The following is a 259-nucleotide window of genomic DNA, read 5'->3' as shown; positions in this document are numbered from 1 at the left end:
ATGTTAGGCTATAAAAATATGGAAATAGCGTTAATCATAATCGGAATTATCATAATTTTCGGGCTAATAGGTGAAGTCATTGAAAGGCTAAGAACAGTTAATTGGGCTAGATTTTTTGGTGTGTTACTAGTTGGTGGGGCTCTTCTTGCAGTTATATTTAGCTTCACTGCTGAAGGCGTTTTAGTGATTGTTGGAGCTTATGTACTACTAGTTATAATCTCTTTGATGTTTGGCGTATTTAGCAAGAAAACTGTAAATG

1 protein-coding gene is annotated in these 259 nt (G+C 34.7%); it reads left to right on the top strand.

The window, feature by feature from the left end; translation table 11 throughout:
• Positions 1 to 18: 18 nt before the first annotated feature.
• On the top strand, positions 19 to 259 hold a 241-nt coding region (locus AAEY57_RS20385), incomplete at its 3' end, for a hypothetical protein (protein ID WP_350608710.1).

This window comes from Pseudoalteromonas sp. MER144-MNA-CIBAN-0113, from assembly GCF_040308965.1.
Taxonomy (GTDB): Bacteria; Pseudomonadota; Gammaproteobacteria; order Enterobacterales; family Alteromonadaceae; genus Pseudoalteromonas; species Pseudoalteromonas tetraodonis.
Note: the sequence above shows the minus strand (reverse complement) of the source record. Positions and strands in the feature narration are given on the sequence as shown.